This window comes from Dethiosulfovibrio faecalis (assembly GCF_021568795.1).
Taxonomy (GTDB): Bacteria; Synergistota; Synergistia; order Synergistales; family Dethiosulfovibrionaceae; genus Dethiosulfovibrio; species Dethiosulfovibrio faecalis.
In genome coordinates, this window is sequence record NZ_JAKGUE010000019.1 from 38,974 (window position 1) to 57,643 (window position 18,670).

The 18,670-nt window shown below is 57.1% G+C and carries 13 protein-coding genes; 12 read left to right on the forward strand and 1 reads right to left on the reverse strand.

What is annotated here, in order from left to right; translation table 11 throughout:
* Positions 1-84 precede the first annotated feature (84 nt).
* The 12 genes from L2W58_RS11285 (at position 85) to L2W58_RS11340 (ending at position 17,512) form a co-directional block, all read left to right on the forward strand.
* Complete coding sequence (locus L2W58_RS11285) at positions 85-1,977, forward strand: S9 family peptidase (RefSeq protein ID WP_236103450.1); 1,893 nt, start codon at positions 85-87, stop codon at positions 1,975-1,977.
* A 397-nt stretch (positions 1,978-2,374) separates the two neighbouring features.
* Positions 2,375-3,766, forward strand: coding sequence for a sodium:solute symporter family protein (locus L2W58_RS11290; RefSeq protein WP_236103452.1), 1,392 nt, complete (start codon positions 2,375-2,377; stop codon positions 3,764-3,766).
* A complete protein-coding gene (locus tag L2W58_RS11295; RefSeq protein ID WP_236103454.1) occupies positions 3,763-5,016 on the forward strand; it encodes a sensor histidine kinase in 1,254 nt (417 codons plus the stop codon). Before L2W58_RS11290 ends, L2W58_RS11295 begins: the two co-directional genes overlap by 4 nt.
* Positions 5,013-6,368, forward strand: a complete 1,356-nt coding sequence (locus L2W58_RS11300) for a sigma-54-dependent transcriptional regulator (RefSeq protein ID WP_236103456.1) — start codon at positions 5,013-5,015, stop codon at positions 6,366-6,368. Before L2W58_RS11295 ends, L2W58_RS11300 begins: the two co-directional genes overlap by 4 nt.
* On the forward strand, positions 6,355-7,530 hold the full coding sequence (locus tag L2W58_RS11305) for an RNA polymerase factor sigma-54 (protein ID WP_236103458.1): 1,176 nt from the start codon (positions 6,355-6,357) through the stop codon (positions 7,528-7,530). The genes L2W58_RS11300 and L2W58_RS11305 overlap by 14 nt, the downstream gene beginning before the upstream one ends.
* Before the next feature lie 91 nt (positions 7,531-7,621).
* Positions 7,622-11,548 (forward strand): ABC transporter substrate binding protein, encoded by a 3,927-nt coding sequence (locus tag L2W58_RS11310; protein WP_236103460.1) that lies wholly within the window; start codon positions 7,622-7,624, stop codon positions 11,546-11,548.
* Positions 11,545-12,600 carry a response regulator gene (locus L2W58_RS11315; protein ID WP_236103469.1) on the forward strand — a complete coding sequence of 352 codons (1,056 nt, stop codon included), beginning with the start codon at positions 11,545-11,547 and terminating at the stop codon, positions 12,598-12,600. Before L2W58_RS11310 ends, L2W58_RS11315 begins: the two co-directional genes overlap by 4 nt.
* A 218-nt stretch (positions 12,601-12,818) precedes the next feature.
* The gene (locus L2W58_RS11320) at positions 12,819-14,042 is read left to right on the forward strand and encodes an NRAMP family divalent metal transporter (protein ID WP_236103471.1); all 1,224 of its coding nucleotides are present in this window, start codon (positions 12,819-12,821) and stop codon (positions 14,040-14,042) included.
* Positions 14,043-14,123: 81 nt separating this feature from the next.
* Positions 14,124-14,867, forward strand: a complete 744-nt coding sequence (gene pxpB, locus L2W58_RS11325; protein WP_236103473.1) for a 5-oxoprolinase subunit PxpB — start codon at positions 14,124-14,126, stop codon at positions 14,865-14,867.
* Complete coding sequence (locus L2W58_RS11330) at positions 14,864-15,928, forward strand: 5-oxoprolinase subunit C family protein (protein ID WP_236103475.1); 1,065 nt, start codon at positions 14,864-14,866, stop codon at positions 15,926-15,928. Before pxpB ends, L2W58_RS11330 begins: the two co-directional genes overlap by 4 nt.
* 16 nt (positions 15,929-15,944) lie before the next feature.
* Positions 15,945-16,718, forward strand: coding sequence for a LamB/YcsF family protein (locus L2W58_RS11335; protein WP_236103477.1), 774 nt, complete (start codon positions 15,945-15,947; stop codon positions 16,716-16,718).
* A complete protein-coding gene (locus L2W58_RS11340; RefSeq protein WP_236103479.1) occupies positions 16,715-17,512 on the forward strand; it encodes a putative hydro-lyase in 798 nt (265 codons plus the stop codon). The genes L2W58_RS11335 and L2W58_RS11340 overlap by 4 nt, the downstream gene beginning before the upstream one ends.
* 51 nt (positions 17,513-17,563) lie before the next feature.
* Here the strand turns inward: L2W58_RS11340 and L2W58_RS11345 are convergent.
* A partial coding sequence (locus tag L2W58_RS11345; protein ID WP_236103481.1) for an SEL1-like repeat protein occupies positions 17,564-18,670 on the reverse strand: 1,107 nt, incomplete at its 5' end.

Consider the following 18,670-nt stretch of genomic DNA (forward strand, 5'->3'; position numbering starts at 1 on the left):
ATAGGCAATTTCACGGGAGCCAGTGAAAACGACATAGCATATAATGGCGAGGAAAAACACACTCTACATAAGGAGGATACCACATTGAAAGCATCTATCGCCATGGCTCTGGCTTCCACGGCAGCCATACTTATGACCTCCCCTCTATGGGCCGATGGACGACCGCCCAAAATTCCGATGGAGGACTTCTTCAGGCTTCCCACCAAAACGGCCTACCGCCTCTCTCCCGACGGGAAACGCTACTCCTTTCTCCAGCCCTGGAAGAACAGGCTCAATATACACGTCGCCCCGGTCGGAGGCGAGGCAAAGCGGATAACTTCCTCCACCGAGAGGGATATACGGGCCTACACCTGGGTAAACGACGACATGCTGGTCTACCTTCAGGACAAGGGGGGCGACGAAAACTACCACGTCTACTCCCTGTCTACGGACGGAACGGACGTCAGAGACCTGACTCCCTTCGAAGGGGTCAGGGCGGGCCTTCTGGACGATCTGGAGGACGACGATACCCACGTCCTGATAGAGATGAACCGCAGGGACCCCAGGTTCTTCGACGTCTACAAGGTAAATATCTTATCCGGCGAGATGGAGATGGTCGCCGAAAACCCCGGCACGGTAGGAGGGTGGATGACAGACCACAGGGGAAGAATCCGCATAGCCTACGCCATGGAGGGGCTGAAGCGGACCATCCTCTACAGAGACGACGAGGAAGATCCCTTCCGTCCCATATTCTCCACCGACTTCACCGACTCGGTCATTCCGGCGGGATTCACCGGAGACGACGAAAAACTCTACGTCATGTCCAACCTGGATAGAAACACCACCGCCCTCTACCTATTCGACCCGAAAAGCGGGAACTTCGAGGACATGATCTACCAGAGAGACGACGTGGACCTCTCGGGAATAATCTGGTCCAGGGCCAGAAAGAAGCTGCTTGGAGTTTCCTACTACACCGACAAAAGGCAGCGCCACTTCTTCGACGAGGAGACGGAGAGACTCTTCGACAGACTGAAGAAGCGCTTTCCAGACTACTCGGTGGGGATCTCCAGCATGAGCAAAGACGAGAGAAAAACGATAATAGCCGTGGCAAGCGACAGAATGCCAGGAAAACTCTACTATCACGACCTGGACAAACCGGAAGAGTTCGAGCTTGTGGCAGACCTGTACCCATGGATAGACGAAAAACAGATGGCTCCGATGAAACCGATCAGCTACGAGACCGAGGACGGCCTCACCATACAGGGCTACCTCACCCTGCCGGTGGGACTGCCGGAGAAGGGGCTTCCCGTAGTGGTCAACCCCCACGGCGGACCGGAGGTCCGGGACACCTGGGGTTACAACCCGGAGGTGCAGTTTCTGGCTAACCGAGGGGTGGCGGTGCTCCAAGTAAACTACCGGGTATCTACCGGATACGGCAAGAAGTTCTGGATGGCGGGCTTCAAACAGTGGGGAAGAAAGCAGCAGGACGACATAACCGCCGGAGTAAACTGGCTCATAGATCGAGGGATCGCCGATCCCGACAGGATAGCCATATACGGCGCCTCTTACGGAGGATACGCCACCCTAATGGGGCTGATACGGAACCCCGACCTGTACCGTTGCGGCATAGACTACGTCGGAGTCGCCAACCTATTCACCCTTCTGGAATCCATACCTCCCTACTGGGAACTCGCCAGACAGAAGATGTACGAGACAATAGGGCATCCGGAAAAGGACGCAGAGCTATTCAAAGAGATATCCCCGGTCTTCCACGCCGACGAAATAAAGGCCCCCCTGTTCATAGCTCAAGGAGCCAACGATCCCAGGGTGAAGAAGGCCGAGTCGGACCAGATGGTGGAGGCGATGAAGAAAAGGGGCGTCACGGTACAGTACATGGTGAAGGGCGACGAGGGACACGGCTTTCACAACCAGGAAAACCGCTTCGACTTCTATCGGGCCATGGAAAAATTCCTGACGGAACACCTCGAGCTGGAGTAAAAAGACCGACAAGATAGAACCTCTAAAAACTCACATCCGAGTCCCCTCGGCGAGGAGTCCGACGGGGCCCGTTTGAGCCCGTATTTTCGACCTGCCGTCGTGTAGAATGGATGGGGCGACAGGACGTCGCCCCAAGCCGAGGGGGCACAGGACGTGCCCTCCGAGGCGGTCCGTTCGGAACAGGCAGGTCGAAAATACGCTCGGGCGAGACAGGGCCCCGTCGGGCTCCTCGCCGAGGACTTGTGATAAAGTGACGGGACTACCGAAGAGGAGGAAAACTGCCCATGTTCTTCGCTCAGACACTGTCCCGTCGCCCCTATCTACTGGTATGGGGGGCCTTCGCGGTCCTCGCCGCTCTGCCCTGGATCTACCTCTACTGCCGCAGGAGGAACGGAAGATGACCCTGCAATCCCTTCTGTACCGGCTGGTGGCCTTCGGAGGCTACGGGATGGCCCTCATCCTGCTGGCCGGTCGAGCCTTCCAGTGGAACGAGACGAGACGATCCTTCTACCTGGGGGGCAGAGGAATCGCCCTCTGGCCCTCGGTAGGCACCTTCGGAGCCACCTGGATGAGCGCGGCGTCGCTGTTGGGCTACACGGTGCTGCTGTATCAGGAGGGATACGCCGCCTTCACAGGATCGGTCATAGGGTGGATGCTGGGACTTCCCCTGCTCCCTCTGGCGGTGATAAGGCTGAGAAAGAGCCGGGCCCTGTCCCTTCCCCAGTGGCTGGAGGAACGTTACTCGGACGACAGGCTCCGATCCCTGTCGGCCCTCTGCCTTCTGGTGGTCTACACGGTCTACCTGATAATACAGTTCAGGGCCTTCGGAGCCATCGTCGGCTCCATGCTGGACATAGAGGGCTTCATGGCCTCCATCCTGGTCTACCTCTTCGTGCTCTACACCACCTTCGGAGGCCTTCCGTCGGTGGTAAGAAGCGACGGCCTCAACCTCATGGTAATAGTGGCCTCCGTCACCGTGGCGGCCTGGAGCATAACATCTCAGACCGGAGGCTTTCCCTCCATACACGAGAGGCTGCTGGACCTAAGGCCGGAGCTGCTCCAGCCCTGGCCGAAAGAGGGGATATTGGCCTCCATGGCGATGGCCCTGGGCTGGGGGCTGGGGGTGGCGGCCAACCCTCAGTACTGCATAAGGATAATATCCTGCAAAGACAGATGGACCGCCTGGCTGACCCTGGCGATAACTTCTTTAACCGTATCCTGGATCTACATCTGCCTCACCGCCCTGGGGCTGGGGACCAAGACCCTTCATCCCTTCGTAACCGGAGGATCTCAGGAGATACTGTTCTCTCGTCTCATGGAGGCAGGCCTTTCGCCTCTTCCTCTGGCCCTGTTGATGGTGGGAGTCCTCGCCGCAGCCGTCAGCACCGCCAACTCCCAGCTGCTGCTGGCCGCCTGCTCCTTTTGTTACGACCTTCAGGGAGAGGGTCGCATACCGTCCAAAGACCCCCTGGAGGAGGACGGCTTTCTCTTCAAGAACAGGATCGCGGTGGCGATAATAGCCACAGTGACGCTGTTTCTCAGCTACATGCCCCTTCCCGGCATACTCCAGCTCGGTCGCTACAGCTGGAGTATGGTTGCACTGTGCTTTCTGCTTCCCCTGTACCTTCCCAGGACGAAGGGCAGAGGAGGGCTGTTCGGAGCCATGTCCACCGCCCTGATCGTCTACAACCTCCTGGTATGGTTTTCCGGCATGTCCCCCGAGACGGCGATGCTTCCGTCCCTTTTGATAGAGGGGATCCTATGGTGGATCCTGGGAGCCAGACGATGATAGGCCCAGATCTGGAGACCAGGGTAAAGGCGGTCGTAACTGGCCTGACCTTCTGCCTCACGGTCATCCTGATAGCCATGTCCCTCTCGATAGACTTTCACGAAACCTACATGTCCGAACAGGGAAAGATAGACGAGCTATCCGGTCGATCGAGCGATCTGACGTCTCGACAGGTCATGGAGATCATAGACAGAGAGGGAGAGGCCTGGCGGATAACCTCCGAGGGAGACGGCACCTCCGTGACGACCTCCGACGGAGCGAGCTGGAAGGTGAGCCTGAACGGAAAACACGTTCTGACCGCCATACTGCACAGACGACGCCATCTTCTGGTGGCGGGGATGATATGCCTGCTCCTCTCGGCGGAGATGGCCGTCTTTCTGGCCTACTGGCTGACGAGGCCCCTCAAGAGGCTTGCCTGGGGATGTGCCAAGGTCGGCAGAGGAGACCTATCGGATCTTCCCGTCGAGAGATCCGGCTCCTACGAACTGGAGATACTTCAGGACGCGTTCAACGCAATGGTCAGAGGTCTGAGGGAAAGGCAGAGCCTGGAGCGTCGGATCTCCAGGATGGAGAGGCTGGCCGCCCTGGGACAGGTCGTGGCCGGGGTATCCCACGAGATAAAGAACCCCCTGGCGGCCATGAGAATTCATCTGGACCTGTTGAGCGGCGCAAGAAGCGGAGAGACGGAGGACGAGGAATCCCTACAGGTCCTCAGCTCGGAGCTGGACCGACTCAACCGTGTGGTGACCCAGCTACTATCCTTCGCCAGACCTACCCCGACCGTGCCGGGCCCGATAGAACCGAGGGAGCTTTTCCGCTGGTGTCACAGTATGGTGAGGGTCCGACTCTCCCGAAAATCGATCGGCTGGCATGAAGCGGTCGACAACGGCACCGAGCTTTGGGGAGACAGAGGGCAGATGCAGCAGCTGCTGTTGAACCTTGTCTTGAACGGCATAGAGGCCATGGACGAAGAGGGAGATCTGTACGTTTCATGCCGTAGATCCGGCAAAGGTACCTCTATGTCCGTCGAGGACACCGGCGGCGGCGTGCCGGACCGTGTGGCGGATAGGATCTTCGACCCCTTCGTGACTTCGAAACCGGACGGCACCGGGCTCGGCCTATCGGTCGTCTACAGGATAGTGGAGGACCATCGAGGGACAATGGACCTGGAGACATCCCCCGATGGCACCAGACTGGACCTCTGGTTTCCCGGTCCGACCGATAAGGACAACGAGGAGGATGAAATATGAAAGTCTGGATAATAGAGGACGAAAGAGCCCTGGCCCAGGGACTCAAGACCGCCTTCGAGAGAAAGGGCTACGAGTCCCGCACGGCATCGGGGCTCAAGGGGCTGAACTCCATGATGGAGCAGGAATCCCCGGAGATAGTCTTCCTCGACGTCAGGCTCGACGACGGGGACGGCCTCAAGGGACTTCCCCACATACTTCAGGCGTCTCCGGAGGCCAAGGTGATAGTTATGACAGCCTTCGGCGACTCTGCCCTGGTGGTACGGGCCATAAGGGAGGGAGCTTTCAACTATCTGGACAAGCCCTTCCCCCTGGAGGCCGCCATGAACATGGCCCAAAGGGCGTCGGAGGCCATAGCCCTTGCCAGGAGGGTCTCCCGAATGGAGACGTCCAGGGCGGTCTCCCTGATAGGCTCGTCCCGGGCGGTTCAAGAGATCGGCGGTTTCGTCGAAAAAGTCTCGAGACACGAAGACGTCAACGTCCTGATAAGGGGAGAAAGCGGCACGGGGAAGGAGGTCGTGGCCAGGATGATCCACGGCGCCTCGGGAAGCTCCGGCGAGTTCGTCGCCATAAACTGCGCCGCCATACCGGAAAGCCTTCTGGAGGCGGAGCTGTTCGGGTCGAGAAAAGGAGCCTACACCGGGGCTTCCGCCGACAAGAGAGGGCTGGTGGAGCTGGCCGACGGAGGCACCCTCTTTCTGGACGAAATAGGAGACATGCCGACCTCTCTCCAGAGCAAGATGCTCCGCTTTCTGGACTCCCGGTCCCTCAGGCCTCTGGGATCCTCCAGGGAAATCCAGGTATCCCTGAGGGTGGTGTGCGCCACCTGCGCAGACCTGGAGGACAGGATATCCTCCGGAGCCTTCAGAAAGGACCTGTACTACAGGATAGCCATGTTACCGATAGAGCTCCCCCCTCTTAGAGAAAGAGGCCGAGACGCTCTGGAGCTCCTGGAACACTTCATCGTCCTGTACAGCGACAGGCTCGGGCGGGCGCCTCTGATCCCCTCCTCCGACGTGGAGGAAGTCTTCCTGTCCTACAGATGGCCGGGAAACGTCAGGGAGCTCAAGAACCTGGTGGAGCGGCTTTTCATACTAAAAGACCAGAGGGACCGCACCATATCTCTGAAGGACCTTCCCCAAGAGATGCTGGACGCCATGCCCACCGACAGGGAGGCCGAATCGAGGCACGAGACCGACGGCAGGCCCCTTCAACGACAGCTGGACGACGTGGAGAAAGAGCTTCTGACCCAGGCGCTGTCCGACTCGGGGGGCAACAGGACCAGGGCGGCCTCCTCTCTGGGACTGTCCCGATACGCCCTTTTGAGACGACTTCAGAAACATGGCCTGGACTGACGACTCTCCGAGGCTGACCCAGCAGTTAAGGACCGAGCTGCTTCACCTGCCCGTCCTCATCCAAAACCTCAGGCTCCTGACCATGCCGGTACAGGAGCTGGTGGACACGGCCATAGGCGAACTGACCGACAACCCCCTCTACGAGGTGAGCCCTCCCCGATCGTGGCGGGAGTCGGGCATACTGGACGACCTCTCGGAAGAACCGTCCCTGGAGGAAGACCTTATCCGTCAGATGGCCCAGTGTCGTCCCCTTCGGGAGGAAAGGGACTCTCTGCCGTATGAACTGGTCCGCTACCTGGATCGCAGAGGCTATCTGACCGACGACCAGGAGGCCATTGCCGACCAGCTGGATCTGACCGCAGAGAGATTCGACCTCCTGCTGGAGAGAGTCAGGAATATAGTGGAACCCCCTGGGCTGTTCGCAAGAGATCTGATCCATTGCCTGTCGCTGCAGCTGATCAGATCGGGAAAAGGAGAGTCGGACGGAGCGAAGATCCTTGAGATGGCGGTGGACCTGCTGGGAAAGGGAGACCCCAAGGATGCGATGGAGAGACTCGGATGGAACCGAAGCAGATTCGACCGAGCCATGGAGGAATTATCGCACCTCGACCCAGCCCCGGGCCGCCGCACGACGGCACAGGCAGTGATCCCCGAGCTGGTACTCTATCCCGACCAGGACAGACCTGCGGTCGTCCTGGCCGAAAACCTTCCCAGGATATACATGACCCCTCTGACCTGGGAGGACGACAGAGTGGCATCCATGAAGGATAGAGGACTTCACATAATCCGGTCCATAGCCAGGAGGAACGCGTCCAAACTCTCCCTGGCCATAGAGGTGGCGAAAAGACAGAGAGGCTACCTCATGTCCCGGGAGCAGGCCCCCTCTCCTCTGACCATGACGGAGATGGCCGACAGACTGGACAGATCGGTCTCGACGGTGCAGAGAATCGCCTCCACCACCTGGGCTGTGACCCCGGTGGGAACCCTGCCTCTGGACCGTCTCTTCAGCCGTCCTCTGAGATCCCGTCCGGACATGTCGGTGGCACAGCTGAGGTCGAGGATAGAGGAGGCGAATAGAGAAGGAATGTCCGACTTGGAGCTGTCTCGAACCCTGGGAATACCGAGAAGGACGATAACATGGCATAGACAGAGACAAAGATAGGACGGACCGGAACGGACGCTTTACAAACCCTCCCTTTGATGTATGATCAAAGTACAAGATTTAATCATACGGAAGGATCACGGAGGGTGCCATGAAAAAAGCTCTCATGCTGTATCTGGCGTTGTGTCTCGCGTCAATTTTGAGTTTTACCTGCCCCTCTCCAGGTCAGACAAGGGGAGATCCCTACCTGGAGGGCAAAAGAGTGCTGATGATAAGCTCCTACCATCCGGGTTTCACCACATTCTTCCCCCAGGTAGAGGGAGTCAAGTCCGTGTTGGACCCGGAAGGGATCGCCCTGGACGTCGAATTCATGGATACAAAAAGGTTCGAGGACGAGGGGAACCTGGCGAGATTCCGCTCTCTCATCGAGGCAAAACTGGAGCGGCTTCCCCGGTATGACGCGGTCCTTACCGCGGACGACGCCGCTTTGAGGTTCGTCCTGGAGCACGGGAAAGACCTCTTTCCGGAGATCCCCGTGGTGTTCTGCGGGGTCAACGACATCGACCTGGCCTTGAAGCAAAACTCAGACCCCATGGTCACAGGGGTCGTCGAGGACGTCTCCATGAGGGGTACGCTGGAACTGACCAAACTCCTACAGCCGGAGGTCAAGGAGATCGTGGCCATATCGGACGGAACGGTATCGGGAATCGCGGACGCCAGGAAATTCCGCCCCATAGGCTTCGCCCTGGAAGGGGTGGAGTTCTCCCTTATCTCCCTCAAGGACCTGTCCTGGAAAGAGGCCCGCGAAAGGCTGAGGTCCTTCGACGACGAGACTGCCGTCCTGCTCCTGTCGGCTTACCTCGACTCCGAAGGGATCTCCAAATCCTTCGAGGAGGGCCTTGAATACCTCACGGACGGACTTAATATCCCCGTTTACCACCTCTGGGCCCACGGCATAGGGAAGGGCCTTCTGGGCGGACGGATAATCTCCCAGAAACAACAGGGCCGAAACGCCGCCAAGATGGTCGTCCAGATACTTAAGGGGACCTCTCCGAAGGATATACCGGTACTCACGGAGAGCCCGAACAGCTACCTATTCGACCACGCCCAGCTCGAACGTTTCGACATCCCATCCTACAGGCTGCCTGAAGACTCCATCGTCATCGGAAAACCCGTTCCGTTTTATGAATGCGAGCCCATCGTGTTCTGGGCTATTCTAGGATTTGCCGGTCTACTAACCCCTATCTCGCTTCTAACCACCTATCTGTTTCTAAAAGGCAAAAAGGACTCACTAGCTCTGAGGGAAAGCGAAAAACGATACAGATCACTCATAAAGAACGCCTCGGAGGGAATACTGGTGACGGCCCTGCCGGACAGAGAGATACTGTACGCTAACCCTGCCATGACCGAGATGTTGGGCTACCCCTACATGGGAATAAGGGGCAAAAACGAATCGGAGATCCACCCCGACCGCTCAACCGGAGTCGACCCTCACGGCAAGCCCGGCAAAGCAGAGATCGACTTCATGAGATCCGACGGATCGGTATTCGTCGCCGAGGAAAACTGGACCAAGATAGCCATCGACGGCAAACCCGCCCTTCTGGGATTCGTGACGGACATCACGGATAGACGCAGGATTGACGAGGAGCTTAGAAAACACAGAGACGAACTGGAACGGACGGTAAAGGAGAGGACGACGGAACTCGAGCAGGCCAAGGTGGACGCGCTGTCTCTAGCCGCCAGAGCTCAGGAAGAGAACATAAAGGCCAACGAGACCCTGGAGAAACTGGCCAGATCGGAAAAGATGCTCATAGACGCCAAGGACGCCGCCGACGAGGCCAACAGGGCCAAGAGCGACTTTCTGGCTACCATGAGTCACGAGATAAGGACCCCTCTCAACGCCATCATAGGCCTCAGTCAACTCCTGTTAAGGGAGGACATCTCGGAGAGACACCGAGACAGGATAGCCAAGATAGACTCGTCCGGCAAGACTCTGCTGGCCATAATAGACGATATATTGGACTTCTCTAAGATAGAGGCGGGCAAGCTCGAGATAGAGAGGATTCCCTTCTCCCTGGAGAGAACCGTCTCCGAGACGGTGGAGGCTTTCTCAGTGGAGGCGGAGGGAAAACGGGTGGAATTACACCTGGAGATCTCTCCGGACCTCCCGTCGTCCGTCCTGGGAGATCCCTTCAGGATAAGACAGATACTGAACAACCTCATAAGCAATGCCATCAAGTTCACCGAAGAGGGAGACATTATCGTATCCCTAAAGAAGGGCAGCCGATATGAGGACGAGATGGAGCTGATATTCTCCGTCTCCGACACAGGGATCGGCATGACGGACGAACAGCTGGATCGAATTTTCGACCCGTTCATACAGGCCGACAGCTCTACCACCAGGAAATACAGGGGAACGGGCCTCGGCCTCTCCATATCCCATAAATTATGCGAGCTCATGGGAGGGAAGATAAGAGCAGAGAGCCGTCTCGGAGAGGGCAGCGCTTTCACATTCTCCGTCACGGTAGGCATTACGGACGGAGAGAACGGAACGATATACAGGCCTCAGGATAAAACCCGGTCGGCGTTGACGGACCTTAGGATACTCGTCGTGGACGACAACCCCATAGCGAGAAAGATCCTCCGGGAAATGCTAAAGTCCATGACCTTCGACGTTGAGACGGTCTCCTCCGGAGAGGACGCTATAGCCAGACTTAAAGCCTCCGAAGAGGAGGACATCTCCTTCGACGTAGTAATAATGGACTGGAAGATGCCCCGGATGGACGGAATAGAGACGGCCATAAAAATATCGGAATCCGGGTTGAACAAATCTCCGAAGCTTCTCATGGTGACAGGTCATCGTAGAGCCGAGATAGTGGAAAAGGCCAGATCGTATGGGTTCATCGACGTCCTGTCCAAGCCCGTCCAGCCCTCCTCCCTGTTGGACTCCATAATGGAGTCCATATCGAAAGGGCACCCCGACAGAACCTACGGCAACGATGAAGGACCGGCGGACTTTTCCGAGGAAAAACTCCGGGGAGCCAAGATTCTCCTGGTGGAGGACAACGATCTGAACCTGGAGGTCGCCGCCGGAATTCTTCAACAGGCGGGAGCGATGGTAATATCCGCTAAGAACGGACTAAAAGCGATTGAGATCTTCTCGAAAGACCACTTAGACCTGATACTCATGGACGTTCAGATGCCGGAGATGGACGGTTTCGAGACAACGGAGAGGATCAGAGAAAAAGAAAGCGAGGAGACGGAACGGAAGAGAACCCCCATAGTGGCCATGACAGCCCATGCCATGTCGGGAGACAGAGAGATATGTATAGAGGCAGGCATGGACGACTACGTCACCAAGCCTATAGACCGGGATATCCTGATAGACACGTCCTGTCGGTGGATATTCGGAAAATCTTCTAAGGGGAAGGACTCTCCCAACGCCCCTGCCGACAAGGAGATCCCGGAGAAACTCCGGATAAAGGGAATAGACCCAGGGATGGGGATATACCGAACGGGATCGGACCTAGAGGGCTACGTTCGGTTCCTCCGAAAGTTCGTGGAGCAATTCCACGACACCGCCTCCGACGTAGCGAAAGCCATCGACGCCGCCGATTACGACAAGGCCACCTGGGAACTTCACTCCCTAAAGGGGACCGCCGGCAACCTGGGGCTGATAGAGCTCCAAGAGATATCGGAACTGCTGGAGTCGGCGATCCGAAAGGACAGGGAAAACGTACCGCCCATACTTGAGGCTTTCGAAGGGGTACATCGAAGAACTCTAGAGGATCTTCAGAAGGCGATACCCCCTGAAACGGACGAAAGGAAAAAGAAGAGCGACCACAACGCCTCGACCAACGGAGCGTTGATGCTAGAGGAGCTGAAATCGCTGCTCGACAGGAGACAGCCTCAACCGGCCCTCTCCATACTGGAGGAAACCGTCTGGCCCGAAGAGATAAAAGAGGAGATCGAAAGGATATCGAGTTCCGTAAAGAGATATCGTTTCGAGGAGGCCATCCCCATGGTGGAAAGGCTGAGCGAAAAGCTCAAGGCCCCCTCTGAAGGAGGGCTCCCATGATCGACGACAGAAAGACCCTTTTGGTGGTCGACGACAGGGAGATCAACATAGACATACTGCTCTCCTTCCTGTCCGATGAATACCAGATAAGCGTCGCCATGGACGGAGAGACTGCGCTGAGTCTGGCCCGTGAGGTCCATCCCGACCTGATTCTGCTGGATGTCATGCTTCCCGACCTGGACGGTTTCGAGGTATGCAGACGACTCAAGGCCGACGGAAGGACCGATCGAATACCGGTGATCTTCGTGACCGCCCTCAACCAGGAGATGGACGAAGCCCGGGGCTTGGAACTGGGCGCGGTGGACTACATAACCAGGCCCTTCAGCCCTCCTCTCGTGATGGCCAGGATAAGAAACCATCTGGAACTGGAGAGACACAGAAACAACCTGGAAAGGCTGGTCAGGGAGAGGACAAAGGACCTTCAGATAGCTCAGCTTGCCTCGGTCCACTGTATGGCGACTCTGGCCGAGGCGAGAGACAGCGACACAGGAGCCCATATACAGAGAACTAGAAAATACGTCCTGCTTCTGGGCAACGACCTTGTGAAAACGAACAGGATAGATAGACGGATCACGAAAAGAGAGGTCGACCTAATGGCCCAGGCGTCTCCCCTACACGACGTAGGTAAGATCGGCCTACCGGACAGAATCCTGTTGAAACCGGGCAAACTGACCCCCAAGGAGTTCGACGAGATGAAACTACATACCATATACGGGGGAGACATCCTGCGAAACGTCGAGAGGGAAATGGGCTCCGTGCCCTTTCTGGTGATGGCCAGGGAAATAGCGGAAAATCACCACGAAAAATGGGATGGATCGGGCTATCCCAGAGGTCTGTCCGGACCGCAGATCCCGCTATCGGCGAGGATAATGGCCGTCGCCGACGTGTACGACGCACTGAGAAGCGTTCGCCCCTATAAGGAAGCTTTTTCACACTGCAAGGCTGTATGCATAATGACAGAGGAATCGGAGGGACATTTCGACCCCGTCCTGATAGAGAGATTTTTCGAGCTGCAAGATCAGTTCGACAGGATCTCCAGACAGACGAAATAGCTTCACCCCCCCAGCCATAGACCGACCGTGCGAAAAACGCACGGTCGGTGCGCTTTTCGCACCCACTCGAACCGAACGGATCTCGGGCACACAGAGCAGAAGACGGAAAAACGCTGGAATAGCCACATTTTTTCATCTTGAGAAAAAAGTAGCATCTGGCAACTTTTTTGCTTTTATCTTTTACAGAGAGCCATTATCTTTATATCGGAGGTGCTTTTATGTCCACGGAAAAGATCACTTTAGGAGACGAAAAGGCGAAACAGGGCAGCACTTTAAGCGTACTGATGGGGGCGGCCTTCCTCATGGCGACTTCCGCCATAGGCCCGGGATTCCTGACCCAGACGGCGGTGTTCACGGAGAAGATGCAGCTGGCCTTCGCATTCGCCATTCTGGCGTCGGTGCTGATCGACATAGTGGTCCAGATGAACATCTGGAGGATACTGGCCGTATCGGGAATGAGGGCCCAGGACGTGGCGAACAAGGTGCTGCCCGGTCTGGGATACTTCATCGCCTTCGCCGTAGCCCTGGGCGGTCTGGTGTTCAACATAGGCAACGTAGGAGGGGCGGCCATGGGAGTCAACGTCCTGACCGGCCTTCCCATACCGGTCGGAGCCAGTATCAGCGCCCTCATAGCCATATTCATCTTCCTCCGCAAGGAGATGGGCAACGCCATGGACAAGTTCACCCAGATCTTGGGCTTCGTCATGATCGCCATGGTGCTGTTCATGGTCTTCAGGACTCATCCTCCCGTAGGAGCCACTCTTAAAGAGGCCGTGCTACCCTCCCATATCGACTGGATGATCGTCCTCACCCTTGTCGGAGGAACCGTCGGAGGATACATCTCCTTCGCCGGAGCCCACAGGATAATAGACGCCGGCCTCACCGGCGAGGAGAACATCGGGGCCATAAGCAAGGGCTCCATCAACGCCGTCGCCATAACCGGCATCATGAGGTTCCTCCTCTTCCTGGCGATCCTGGGAGTCGTCATGATGGGGCACCCCCTCGACCCGACCAATCCCCCTGCGTCGGCATTCCAGATCGGAGCGGGAGATCTGGGCTACAAGATCTTCGGAATAATCCTCTGGGCCGCCGGGATCACCTCTGTCATAGGGGCCTCCTACACGTCCATATCCTTCCTTAGGACCCTTTTCAAATCGGTAGGCGATCACTACAGGGCCTGGATGATAGGGTTCATAGTGTTCTCCACCGCCATACTCGCTACGATAGGCAAACCGGTGGCTCTGTTGATCTTCGCCGGATCGATCAACGGTCTCATACTGCCTCTGGCCCTGATATCGGTGCTTCTTGCGGCGCATAGAAAGGACATCGTAGGAACCTACAGACACCCCATGTGGATGTCCCTCATAGGCTACATCATGGCGGCCTTCACCATGTGGATGGGGGTCAAATCCCTCAGCAAGATCATGGCGCTGTTCTCCTGATAGGACGCAATCGACCGTAGGACTATAATGAAGCCGGGAGCCGACGACGCTCCCGGCCACGTCGATTAGGAGGAGACGCCGATGAAAGAGACAGAACCAAGGATACGACCGGCCGGAGATTCCTGCCTGGTCGTCGATTTCGGAAACGCCATAGCTCTGGAGATAAACGCCAAGGTGCAGGCCCTCAGATCCAGTCTGGAGGCCCGTCCCGTTCCCGGCATCATGGAGCTCATGCCGACATATCGATCTCTGGCCGTCTACTTCGACCCAGTGGAGACGGACCTGGAGAGGCTCCGAGCGGTTATCTCGGCCGGGATCGGATCGATAGACGAGCAAGTAGAGATAGGATCCAAAGAGGCCGTCATTCCGGTATGCTACGGCGGCGAATACGGACCGGATCTCGAATCGGTGGCGATACACCACGGGATATCCGAGGAAGAGGTCATACGCCGTCACTGCTCCAACAGCTGCTACTGCTACATGCTGGGCTTCACCCCCGGATTCTCCTATCTGGGAGGCATGGACGAATCCATAGCCACCCCCAGGCTGGAGACCCCCAGAGAGCTGATACCGGCGGGCAGCGTCGGCATAGCGGGCAAACAGACCGGGATCTACCCCATAGACAGCCCCGGAGGCTGGCAGCTCATAGGGCGCACTCCCCTGGTGATGTACGACCCGACCAGAGAGCCCGCCACCCTTCTCGACGCAGGGCTCTGGATTCGATTCCGCCCGGTCGGAGAGGACGAATATCTGGACATCAGGGAAAAGGCGGTTAAAAACGCCTACGAGCTGGAGATAGTCGAGAAGGGAGATGGGACACTATGAAGCTGCTCGTCCGATCTCCGGGCATATTGACCACCGTGCAGGACCTGGGCAGATGGGGACATCAGGCCATAGGCATGCCAGTAGCTGGAGCGATGGACCCAATGGCGCTTCGCAGAGGAAACATCATGGTCCACAACGACCCCGGGGCTGCCGCCCTGGAGATAACCGTCGTGGGCCCGAAGCTGGCGGTTCAGGGAAGTGGAATCGTGGCCCTCGCCGGGGGAGACCTGGGCATGACGGTCAACGGAACCGACGTACAACCCTGGACGACCCATGCGGTTGAGGACGGCGACGTTATCTCATTCTCCGGCATGAAAGACGGCCTGTGCAGAGGCTATCTATGCGTCTCCGGAGGAATAGACGTACCGCCTCTCATGGGAAGCCGCTCCACCTACCTGAGGGGGAAGATAGGCGGCCTTCAGGGCAGAGCCCTCAAGGCGGGAGACGAGCTGGATACAGGGTCCCCCTACATCTTGAGAGAGAGATGCGTCGGCTTCGTGTGTCCCGAGGATCTCAGGCCGGACTACTCTCCCTCCCGACCGATGGACGTGGTTCCCGGCCCTCAGGACGACCTCTTCACCGACGAGGGAATAAAGACCTTCCTATCCGAGGAATACGTCGTCTCCGCCGCGGCGGACCGAATGGGCTACCGCATGGAGGGACCGACCATAGAACACGTCGACGGAGCGGACATAGTCTCCGACGCCATATGTCTCGGGGCGGTTCAGGTTCCGGGACACGGTCAACCGATCGTGATGATGGCGGACAGACAGACCACCGGGGGCTACACGAAGATAGCGGTCCTCACAGCCAACTCGGTGGCAAGACTTGCCCAGAGGCTCCCGGGACAACCGGTACGCTTCTCCGCCATGAGCCAGGATCAGGCCATAATCGAGGCCAGGGAGGAAAGAGGTCGACTGGAGTCCCTCAGACTGGCCCTCGAAAGCTGGATAGCCGATCCGACGAAAGACGAAAAGGAACGGGTCGAACCGGCAACGGAGGGACAATGTCGCATCACCGTCGACGGCGAAACCTACGAGGTCCAATGGGAGAAAATCTAGAGGAGGCATGACGTAGATGTACAAGATAGATCTGAACAGCGATCTGGGCGAGAGTTTCGGCGCCTACACCATGGGAAAGGACGGCCAGGTCCTGGAAAGCGTCTCCTCCGCCAACGTGGCCTGCGGCTTTCACGCAGGAGACCCGTCGGTCATGGTCGAGACCGTGAAGATGGCCTCGTCCAGAGGCGTCGCCATAGGGGCCCATCCGGGCTATCCCGACCTGGTCGGGTTCGGACGGAGAAACCTGAAGTGCACCCCCGACCAGGTCTACGCCGACTGCCTCTACCAGATAGGGGCCATTTCCGCGGCCTGCAGGGCTACGGGAACCTCGCTACAGCACGTCAAACCCCACGGAGCCATGTACAACACCGCGGCCAAGGATCTAGAGATGGCCAGGGCCATAGCCTGCGCCGTGAAGGACGGAGGGGATAACCTGATTCTCATGGGGCTGTCGGGATCGCTGTTCCAGAAGGCGGCGGAGGAAACAAGCGTTCCCTTCGCTTCGGAGGCCTTCGCCGATCGAGCCTACATGGCCGACGGGACCCTCGTCCCCAGGAGCATGGAGGGAGCGGTCATACACGACTCCGACGAGGCGGCGTCCAGGGTGGTCAGGATGATAAAAGAGGGCATCGTCACGACCCTGTCCGGAGAGGATATAGAGCTTAGCCCCCACTCGATCTGTCTGCACGGCGACACCGCCGAGGCGGTGGAGATGTCCAGAGAACTCAGAAAGACGCTGGAGGCGGAGGGAATAGAGATAGCCAATCTCAGGGAGGTGCTGAAACTATGAAAGCCACGGACTACGGCGGATCTACGCCTCAAGAGGTCAGGGAAATAATCAGAAGAGGGGAATGGACCAAGCCCACCCCGGGGATGTGCAAGGGAAGGGTTCAAGCCAATCTGATAGTCCTCCCCAAGGACTGGGCCTACGACTTCCTCGTCTTCGCCCAGAGAAACCCGACCCCCTGCCCCATACTGGACATCACCGAACCGGGCGACACCGAGGCCAGGATAATGGCCCCCGGCTCGGACATATCCAAGGATATTCCGAGATACGTGGTCTGGGAAAACGGCGTCAATATCGACGAGCCCACCGACGTCAGCTCCTACTGGCGGGACGACCTGGTCGGCTTCCTTCTGGGCTGTTCCTTCTCCTTCGAGAGCGCCCTAATGGAGGCGGATATTCCGATAAGGCACATCGAGGAAAACCGCAACGTCCCCATGTACATCACCTCCATGAAGTGCCGTCCGGCCGGTAGGCTGTCGGGGCCTATGGTGGTCAGCATGAGACCCATCCCGGCGAGACAGGTTCCCAAGGCGGTTCTGTGCACAGGACGCTTCCCGGAAGTACACGGAGCCCCGGTTCACGTAGGAGACCCTGAGGCGATAGGGATAAAGGACATCTCCAAGCCCGACTTCGGCGACTCGGTCACGATCCGTCCCGGCGAGGTCCCGGTATTCTGGGGATGCGGAGTGACGCCCCAGGCGGCGCTGATGGCCAGCAAACCTCCCTTCGCGATAACCCACGCTCCGGGACACATGATGATACTGGACCCCAAGGACGCCGATCTGGCGGTGTTCTGATCTCTTGAAAAGAGGGACCTCGCAAGCGAGGTCCCTCAGCATTTATCTAATTCATTGATTTGCTTGACGCATCGCTTCTTGGACCTGTTCGTCCGAAATCGATCTAAAGCTCAAGAGCCCCTTGCCCAACATACCGTCCATGGCTTCGCGGCTACTCTCTATACACCTACCATCACCGTTTTTACTGGCCAGATAAAACCACCTATAGGCCTGCACAACGTTTTTATCTACCCATTTTCCGTCTCTGTAGCATTCCCCCAGGTTATATTGTCCCCAGGCATTTCCGTTTTTAGCTGATCTACGATACCAGTAGAAGGCCATATAATAATCTTTCTTTAATCCGAGACCATTTTCACAGCATATACCAAGGATATTTTGTGCCCTACTATCTTCTTGATAAGCGGCCTTGCGAAACCAACTGACAGCCCTTTCGTAATCTTTTTCTACCCCGAAACCGTTATAATAACAGTATCCCAGGTTACATTGTCCCGTGGCATATCCGTTTTCAGCCGCTTTGCGGTACCACATCACAGCCTCTCTTGGATCTTTTGTCACACCGTAGCCGTATTCGTAGCACATTCCCAGCCAAGCATCTGCCCTACTGTGTCCTTGATCGGCGGCCTTGCGGAACCAACGGACAGCCTTTTCATAGTCTTTTTCTGCCCCGAAGCCGCAATAATAACAGTATCCCAGGTTACATTGTCCCGTGGCATATCCGTTTTCAGCCGCTTTGCGGTACCACATCACAGCCTCTCTTGGATCTTTTGTCACACCGTCGCCGTATTCGTAGCACAATCCCAGCAAAATTTCTGCCCTACTATCTTTTTGATCAGCGGCCTTGCGGAACCAACGGACAGCCTTTTCGTAATCTTTTTCTACCCCGAAACCGCTATAGTAACACTTTCCTAAAGAGAATTGTCCTTCGTTACAGTTACCTTTTGCCGATTCACTGTACCATTTGACAGCTTTTTCCTCGTCTTTTGCTGTGCCATAACCCATCTGGTAACATTTTCCAGTTTTATATTGAGCAGTAAGCTCGCCTTTTTCCGCTGAAGTCTCTATAGTGGACCCGGAAAAATGGACCACCGAGTAAGTTGCTAGGTTAAGGTCAAGAACAGGCTGCTGTATCATAGGTCTCAGAAAGAGGGGGACATAATG

Excerpts from the sequence above, each read along its gene's own strand:
- L2W58_RS11315 (WP_236103469.1), top strand. The coding sequence starts at position 11,545 with ATGATCGACGACAGAAAGACCCTTTTGGTGGTCGACGACAGGGAGATC.
- L2W58_RS11330 (WP_236103475.1), top strand. The coding sequence starts at position 14,864 with ATGAAGCTGCTCGTCCGATCTCCGGGCATATTGACCACCGTGCAGGAC.
- L2W58_RS11290 (WP_236103452.1), top strand. The coding sequence starts at position 2,375 with ATGACCCTGCAATCCCTTCTGTACCGGCTGGTGGCCTTCGGAGGCTAC.
- L2W58_RS11295 (WP_236103454.1), top strand. The coding sequence starts at position 3,763 with ATGATAGGCCCAGATCTGGAGACCAGGGTAAAGGCGGTCGTAACTGGC.
- L2W58_RS11305 (WP_236103458.1), top strand. The coding sequence starts at position 6,355 with ATGGCCTGGACTGACGACTCTCCGAGGCTGACCCAGCAGTTAAGGACC.
- L2W58_RS11340 (WP_236103479.1), top strand. The coding sequence starts at position 16,715 with ATGAAAGCCACGGACTACGGCGGATCTACGCCTCAAGAGGTCAGGGAA.
- L2W58_RS11320 (WP_236103471.1), top strand. The coding sequence starts at position 12,819 with ATGTCCACGGAAAAGATCACTTTAGGAGACGAAAAGGCGAAACAGGGC.
- L2W58_RS11335 (WP_236103477.1), top strand. The coding sequence starts at position 15,945 with ATGTACAAGATAGATCTGAACAGCGATCTGGGCGAGAGTTTCGGCGCC.
- L2W58_RS11310 (WP_236103460.1), top strand. The coding sequence starts at position 7,622 with ATGAAAAAAGCTCTCATGCTGTATCTGGCGTTGTGTCTCGCGTCAATT.
- L2W58_RS11300 (WP_236103456.1), top strand. The coding sequence starts at position 5,013 with ATGAAAGTCTGGATAATAGAGGACGAAAGAGCCCTGGCCCAGGGACTC.
- pxpB (WP_236103473.1), top strand. The coding sequence starts at position 14,124 with ATGAAAGAGACAGAACCAAGGATACGACCGGCCGGAGATTCCTGCCTG.